At 66.0% G+C, this 6,882-nt stretch carries 6 protein-coding genes; 3 read left to right on the top strand and 3 right to left on the bottom strand.

All coding sequences use genetic code 11. From position 1 onward, the window contains the following. Nucleotides 1-137 precede the first annotated feature (137 nt). On the bottom strand, nt 138-530 hold the full coding sequence (locus H288_RS0130000) for a helix-turn-helix domain-containing protein (protein ID WP_020096271.1): 393 nt from the start codon (nt 528-530) through the stop codon (nt 138-140). An 82-nt stretch (nt 531-612) separates the two neighbouring features. Here H288_RS0130000 and H288_RS0129995 point away from each other — a divergent pair, with 82 nt between their 5' ends. Both H288_RS0129995 and H288_RS0129990 read left to right on the top strand, forming a co-directional pair. Continuing rightward, complete coding sequence (locus H288_RS0129995; RefSeq protein WP_020096270.1) at nt 613-1,344, top strand: SDR family oxidoreductase; 732 nt, start codon at nt 613-615, stop codon at nt 1,342-1,344. Between the two features lie 422 nt (nt 1,345-1,766). Beyond that, the gene (locus H288_RS0129990; RefSeq protein ID WP_081636586.1) at nt 1,767-2,960 is read left to right on the top strand and encodes a tetratricopeptide repeat protein; all 1,194 of its coding nucleotides are present in this window, start codon (nt 1,767-1,769) and stop codon (nt 2,958-2,960) included. Nucleotides 2,961-2,975: 15 nt separating this feature from the next. Here H288_RS0129990 and H288_RS0129985 read toward each other — a convergent pair whose 3' ends face one another. Both H288_RS0129985 and H288_RS0129980 read right to left on the bottom strand, forming a co-directional pair. After that, nucleotides 2,976-3,179 carry a hypothetical protein gene (locus H288_RS0129985; protein WP_020096268.1) on the bottom strand — a complete coding sequence of 68 codons (204 nt, stop codon included), beginning with the start codon at nt 3,177-3,179 and terminating at the stop codon, nt 2,976-2,978. Between the two features lie 74 nt (nt 3,180-3,253). Beyond that, nucleotides 3,254-4,225 carry a Ku protein gene (locus H288_RS0129980; RefSeq protein ID WP_245274586.1) on the bottom strand — a complete coding sequence of 324 codons (972 nt, stop codon included), beginning with the start codon at nt 4,223-4,225 and terminating at the stop codon, nt 3,254-3,256. A 142-nt stretch (nt 4,226-4,367) separates the two neighbouring features. Between H288_RS0129980 and ligD the strand changes: the two genes are divergently transcribed. After that, entirely contained in the window at nt 4,368-6,878 is a 2,511-nt protein-coding gene (ligD, locus tag H288_RS0129975) for a DNA ligase D (protein WP_020096266.1), read from the top strand. Nucleotides 6,879-6,882 lie beyond the last annotated feature (4 nt).

Here is a 6,882-nt window from a genome sequence, read left to right as displayed (position 1 = left end):
GATCGACGTCCCACGCGCGAAACACCTTGGCCATGAGCCGAGTGAATCATCCTCCCGATCCGCCGTCGAGGGAATTACTCGGACAGGCTCCTAGATGTTCGGTCCCGGCATCCGGCGATCCGAAAGCGGACGCGTTTTCACGGCTTCATTTTGATGCTGTCATGTTCGCGGTTGGCCGCATCAATCGCCGCACCGTTGTTGAGTGCCCACGCGCAGAGCGCCTCAAAGGGCTCGCGTAGTGAATGGCCGAGCGGGGTGATCGCATACTCGACGCCGATAGGTGCGGTCGGCAGCACCGTCCGGGTCACCAAACCATTGCGCTCCAGCCGCTTCAGCGCGTCCGCCAGCGCCTTGTGCGTGATGCCGTCGAGCCGCCGCTTGATCGCGTTGAACCGTGAAGGCCGCGGGCAAAGCACCGTGAGGATCAGGATCGTCCACTTGTCGGCGATCTTGTCCAGCACCGGGCGGACCTGCGCCATGTTGGCGAGCGCGCAAGCGGACGCGGCATCGAAGTCGGTATCGTCGGCCATATCTAGGCTACCTTAAGTGCGTTCTTGATAGCAGATACACGCTGTGTATCTGCTGCGCCATCGCAGATGAAGGGATGCCCCGATGGCTCGCATGCAAGACAAGGTTGCGCTGGTGATCGGCGGGGCGAAAGGCATCGGCCTTGCGGTCGCCGAGCGGCTGGCGGTCGAAGGCGCGTCGGTCGTCTTCACCGGGCGGCGCGCCGACGAGGTCGACGCAGCCGCTGCGAGGATCGGGCGCGGTGCGCAGGGCCTCGTCGCGGACGCAGCCCAACAGGAGGATCTGCACCGCGTCGTGGCGACGGTGCGGGAGATGCATGGCCGGATCGACGCGCTGGTCCTCAACGCGGGCATCTCGGAACCCGCGACCCTGCGCGACGGGACGCCCGAGCATTTCGACCGGCACTTTGCGGTCAACGTCCGTGGGGCTGTCTTCGGGTTGCAAGCGGCTCTGGGCGCAATGGGGCGGGGTGGGGCCGTCGTGCTGATGGGGTCGATTGCCGACGTCATGGGCGTGACGCCCTACGGGACCTACGCCGCGACGAAGGCAGCGCTGCGCTCCTACGCGCGCACATGGACGGCGGAACTGGCCCCACACGGCATCCGCGTGAACGTGGTGGCCCCCGGTCCGACCGATACCGCCATGATGGCGAGCGTATCTGAGGACGGGCGGGCCGCACTCATCGCGCCGATCCCGCTCGGCCGCATGGCGCGGCCCGAGGAGGTGGCAGCGGCCACGCTGTTCCTACTGAGCGACGAGGCGAGCTTCGTCGCGGGGGCCGAACTGTGCGTCGACGGCGGGATGCAGCAGGTCTAGCGTCCCGATAGCAGTTTCAGGGTGTCCGCTTCCGCCGGTTTGCATCCCCGAAGCGGACCATCTTGAAGCCACCCATTTTGGACGTTCAGATGGGCGCGTCGTGGTGGCAGATGCTGGCCGAAAGCGGAACAATCGCTTCGGAAAAGGCCGACCAGAGATGCGGACGGCCTTCAATCGATCCGGATCGGAAAGGAACGGAGCGAAACGCGTCACTCATAAGCAGATGTCCCGGCCTTGACCGAGAGCCTCCGGTTCCATCCCGGCGGCTCGAGCGGCCAACCGGCATAGGCAAGCGTTAACCCTTAAGACAGATGTGGCGGACCATGCCTCAGGTCACTGTCGCGGTGTCTTGCCAGGCTGCGCCAAGGACCCTTCGCGCGCTTGCATAAGCCACCTGCAATCTCCAGCGTGGGCGCAATAGAATGGCCGAGATGTCCGTCGATGAAGCTCTCGATCGAGCCAACGCCGATATCCAAGCGGGACGGCACCAAGAAGCCAGAAATCTTCTGGAGGCGATACTCAAGGTAGAAGACAAAAACCCTCGAGCCTTGATCGGACTTTCGGTCGTCAGCTTCCAACAAGGCGACCTGCCGAACGCGGTCAACTACATCTCGGCAATAGTCCTAGAGAATCCATTCGACAGCGACCTCCTCGGCACGTGCTCGGCCCTTCTGCGGAGCTTTTCCGTCGAGGAATTCGCCGATCGTGTCGAAGCGATAAGTGATGACGCCAAGAAGGATGCGCGGACAATAACGGCGTGCCTCGACGGTTTTCTCAACATGGCGGATTTCGGATCTTCGGGCGAGGCGATCGTGCGCGTCCCATCCGAGATCGCTAGCGCGATCCACTTCATATCGCTCGACGCTCTGTCTGTAGGCTCCAACAGATCGAAGTTCGGTCGGTACTCGCCTATCAACTGTGTCATCGCTCCTACCGCGGGAGACTATGAATTCCGCGAGAAGCACTTCATCTACGCGTCCTCACTGCTGGAGGACAAGCAGGAGATCCTCGAGGCGTTCGGCCTCCGGGATCTGGCACGGGTCAAAGCGGTTCACAAGGTCAAAGCCAAGCGCATGTCGGATGCCCTCGATGAAATCGGGGTCTCAGGTCTCGACTATTTCAAGAGCGATCTGGAGGGCATAGACGGCTTGGTCCTGCGCGACGCCCGGCAGCACATCGCCGGGGCCGCCGTCGTACAGGCCGAGCTCCGTTTCATGCCGGCCTACGAGGGGGAGCCGCACTTCGACGAGACCGTCGCCTACATGCGCGGACAAGATTTCGAGGTGCTGCATCTGACCAATGAGAATTGGCGGTACGCGACCCGGCACAGGGATCACATGGCCAGAGGTCGGACGGTGTTTGCGGATACCGTGTTCGTGAAGAATATCGACACGTATCTATCGCTTCAAGGACGCTCGACCGAGGCCGTGGTTCGATATTGCCTCGCCTGCGGCGTGTCCGGCAACGCAAACTATGCCGAATTCATACTCGAGAAGCACAAGGAACTCGTCCCTTGTGATCTCGTCGCCGCTCTCGTCAACTACCTGATACCGAAGGCCCGCTTCGGTCAGCCTCAGTTCGCCAAGACCCGGCTCGGTCATGTCGCCATGTCGTGACCGGAGTTTCCAGCCTCACGCCCTGGAAGGCTGCGGCGGCGGGCCATCCAGGGCGATCAGATCGACGTTCCGCGCCTTGAGGACGCTGAACAGGCCTTCCAGTTCTCTGTCGCAGGGATCGTCCACGATCGCGGCTTCCGGCGTGTCCTCCTCCAACCACGCCTCCGCATCCTTGTTGGAGGAGAACCCGAGCGGGTCGTAGCCGAGTCTCTCGAGCATTCGGCACGCCCGTCGCCGCCGTGCGGCGCTACGGGAGAGGGCCAGGGCCGGAGGCCGGAGCGGACGAGCGGCCATCACGCGGCCTTCCGCGACTTCGAGGACGTCGCCTTGCCCGCGCCGCGGTTCGAATTTAGCCGCGACCGCTTCGAACCCGCCTTCTTCCGGGCAGCGGCCGGCTGAGCGGAGGATCCACCCTTCTCGGAGTCGATGCTGCGCCTGAGGGCCTCCATCAGGTTCACGACGTTGCTGGAGCTCGGTGCCGCCACCTTCGATCGACCCTTGCCCTTCTCGGGCTTCTTCGCCTTGCCCTTGACCAGCGCGATCAGCGCTTCCTCGTAGCGGTCCTCGAACTTCGACGGATCGAACTTCCTCGTCGACCGGGCGATCAGCTCCTCAGCCAGGGACCGCATCTCGTCGGTCGGATTGCCGTCCGGCATGTCCTCGAAGTAGGCGGTGGGCGACCGGATCTCGTCCTGGTACCGCAGCAGGGTCGCCAGCAGGCCTTTGCCATAGGGCTCGATCAGGACGATGCGCTCCCGCTTGTAGATGACGATCCGGCCCAGGCCCGCCATCCCCTTCTTCCTCATCGCATCCCGGATGACGGCGAACGCCTCGCGCGAGACCTTGTCCTCGGCCGCGAGGTAGTAGGGCTTGTAGAGGTAGCGCTCGTCGACCTCCTCGCGCTTGCAGAACGCCTCGATGTTGATCGTATGCGTGCTTTCCAGCGCGATCTCGCTGAGCTCCTCGTCCTCGACGGGGACGAGGTCGTCCTTGGCGGCCTCGCAGCCCTTCACTTGGTCATCGCGGTCGACACTCTCCCCGGTCAGCGAGTCGACCAGCAGCTGCTTCACGCGGTTGCCGGTCTCACGGTTGATCGTGTGGCACTTCAGGTCCCGCGACGAACTGATCGCCGGATACAGTCCGACTGAGCAGGAGACGAGCGAAAGACGCAGATGCCCCTTCCAATTGGCGCGAGATGCCACCGCAGCCTCCAGAATTCGTACAAGTATTCGTCGCCGGCGATGAGTCGATGCGGTGCCGACCACGAATTCGGCGACTCAACGAGAGTCGCTCTCGACTCGTTCCTGCACGGCCAGCCCTGTGGATAACTTGCGAGATCTTGCCTGTCCCCGCAGTCGAAGCGGCATCCCGGAACCGGCGATCGACCGCGGCGGTTTGCCGAAAGACATGTCCGAGCTCCTCAAGCCGTACCGCGAGAAGCGGGATTTCGAGGCCTCGTCCGAGCCGCGGGGACGCCGTGGGCGGAAGACCGCCAAGGCACGGTTCGTCGTCCAGAAGCACGACGCCCGACGCCTGCACTACGACCTGCGGCTCGAGATGGACGGAGTGCTCAAGAGCTGGGCCGTCACCCGCGGGCCGAGCTTGTCGCCGGCCGAGAAGCGGCTCGCAGTTCGGACCGAGGACCATCCTCTCGACTACCTGCGTTGGGAAGGGGCGATCCCCAAGGGCCAGTACGGCGGCGGAACCATGATCGTCTGGGACATCGGATCCTGGGAGCCGGTCGGCGATCCGGCCGCCGGTCTCGAGAAGGGCCACCTCGAATTCGTTCTGCGGGGCGAGCGGCTCGGCGGCCGTTGGCATCTCGTGCGCATGAAGGGCCGCGGCGGCGAGAAGAAGCAGCCCTGGCTGCTGATGAAGGCCGAGGACGAGCACGCGCGCCGCGAGGGCGACATCCTCGGCGAGCAAGACGCGTCGGTCCTGTCGGGCCGGACCAACCGCGAGCTCGCTGCCGGCGGCGAGGTCAGACCCGACCACGCGGCACGCGCGAAGGTCGCTTCGGCGCGCGTGACGAAGACCGCCTCGGCCCGGTCCCCGCGCGCTCGGAAGGCCGTGCTGCCGCCCTTCGTCGAGCCGGCCTTGGCGACCCTCGTCGACGCGGCGCCGACCGGAGAGGGATGGCTGTACGAGATCAAGCACGACGGCTACCGCATGCAGGCGCGCATCGACGGCGGCACCGTGAAGCTGTCGACGCGCTCCGGCCTCGACTGGACGTCGAAGTTCGCGCCGATCGCGAAGGCCCTCCAGAAGCTGAAGCTGCCCTCCGCCCTGATCGACGGCGAGATCGTCGTCGAGAACGCGAGCGGCATCTCGAGCTTCGCGTCGCTTCAGCAGGCCCTCGCCGACGGCGACACGGGCGCGGCGCTCTTCTACGCCTTCGACCTGCTCTACATCGACGGCAAGGACATCCGCGCCCTCCCCCTGACCGATCGCAAGGCTCTGCTGCTGCAGAGCCTGGACGATACGGGATCCGCCGGCCGGATCCGGTTCAGCGAGCATCTCGTCGACGACGGCGCGACCATGGCCCGACACGCCTGCCGACTCGGGCTCGAAGGCATCGTCGCGAAGCGGGCGGACGCGCCCTACCGCTCCGGCCGCAGCGACCTCTGGCGCAAGGTCAAGTGCACCCAGTCCCAGGAGTTCGTCGTCGCGGGCTTCATGCCCTCCGGCACGTCCTCCCGATCCATCGGCTCGTTGATCCTGGGCACGCATCAGGACGGCACCCTCGTCCACGTCGGTCGGGTGGGCACAGGGTTCGGCGATGCGGTCGCGCGGGAGCTCTGGGCGCAGCTGGAGTCCCTGCGGATCCCGGCACCGCCGTTCAACGCCGAGCTTCCGCCCCTGGCGCGCCGCAATGCACGATGGGTGGAGCCTCGTCTCGTCTGCGAGGTGACGTTCCGCGGATGGACCGCCGACGGTCAACTGCGCCATGCGTCGTTCAAGACCATCCGGACCGGCGTGGCGCCCGACGGGGTCGCGCGGAAGGCGGCGCCGGCGCGCTCACGGGCGCCGAAGCGGAGAACCGCGGAGTCGACCGTGACGCTCACGCATCCAGATCGCGTGCTCTGGCCCGACGTCGGCCTGACGAAGGAGGGGCTGGCGGAGTACTACGCCGAGATCGCCGAGCGCATCCTGCCGCACGTGATCGACCGGCCTCTGTCGCTCGTCCGGTGCCCGGCTGGCCTCGGCTCGTGCTTCTACCAGAAGCACGGCTGGTCCGGGATCGACGAACGCCTTCTCCGCGTCCTCGAAGGCGGGACCGGGAAGGCGGTCGTGATCGGCGACCCGGATGGCCTGCGCGCCCTGGTCCAGGCGAGCGTCCTGGAGATCCATCCCTGGGGCGCGACGGCCGCGGACCCGGATCGGCCGGACCGCTTGGTCTTCGATCTGGATCCCGGGGACGGGGTGGCCTGGACCGACCTCGTCGCCGGCGCGCTCGAGGTCCGCGAGCGTCTGCGGATCTCGGGGTTCGGCGCCTTCGTCAAGACGACCGGAGGTAAGGGACTGCACGTTGTCGTCCCGGTCGAACCGAAGGCTGGGTGGGATGAGGCCAAGGCGTTCTCGAAGGGGCTCGCCTCCGAGATGGCCAAGAACGCGCCCGACCGCTACGTCGCGACCGTGTCCAAGAAGTCCAGGGACGGCCGCATCTATATCGACTATCTGCGCAACCAGCGTGGTGCGACCGCGGTCGCGACCTTCTCGACCCGCGCCCGCGCGAGAGCGCCGGTCTCGGTGCCGGTCGGCTGGGACGAACTCCCGTTCCTCGGTTCCGGATCGCGCTTCGACGTCGCCACCCTGCCCGGTCGCTTGGCGGCGCTCGGCAAGGATCCCTGGGCCGGCTTCGAGCGTGCCGCGCGGCCTCTGGAGGCAGCCGGCAAGCGCGGGCGTCGACGAATCTGACTGG

It is taken from the genome of Methylobacterium sp. 285MFTsu5.1 (genome assembly GCF_000383455.1).
GTDB lineage: Bacteria > Pseudomonadota > Alphaproteobacteria > Rhizobiales > Beijerinckiaceae > Methylobacterium.
This window is presented reverse-complemented; position numbering and strand designations above follow the sequence as displayed.

Coding starts and splice junctions, on each gene's coding strand:
- H288_RS0130000 (WP_020096271.1), bottom strand. CDS start 530: ATGGCCGACGATACCGACTTCGATGCCGCGTCCGCTTGCGCGCTCGCC.
- H288_RS0129995 (WP_020096270.1), top strand. CDS start 613: ATGGCTCGCATGCAAGACAAGGTTGCGCTGGTGATCGGCGGGGCGAAA.
- H288_RS0129990 (WP_081636586.1), top strand. CDS start 1,767: ATGGCCGAGATGTCCGTCGATGAAGCTCTCGATCGAGCCAACGCCGAT.
- H288_RS0129985 (WP_020096268.1), bottom strand. CDS start 3,179: ATGCTCGAGAGACTCGGCTACGACCCGCTCGGGTTCTCCTCCAACAAG.
- ligD (WP_020096266.1), top strand. CDS start 4,368: ATGTCCGAGCTCCTCAAGCCGTACCGCGAGAAGCGGGATTTCGAGGCC.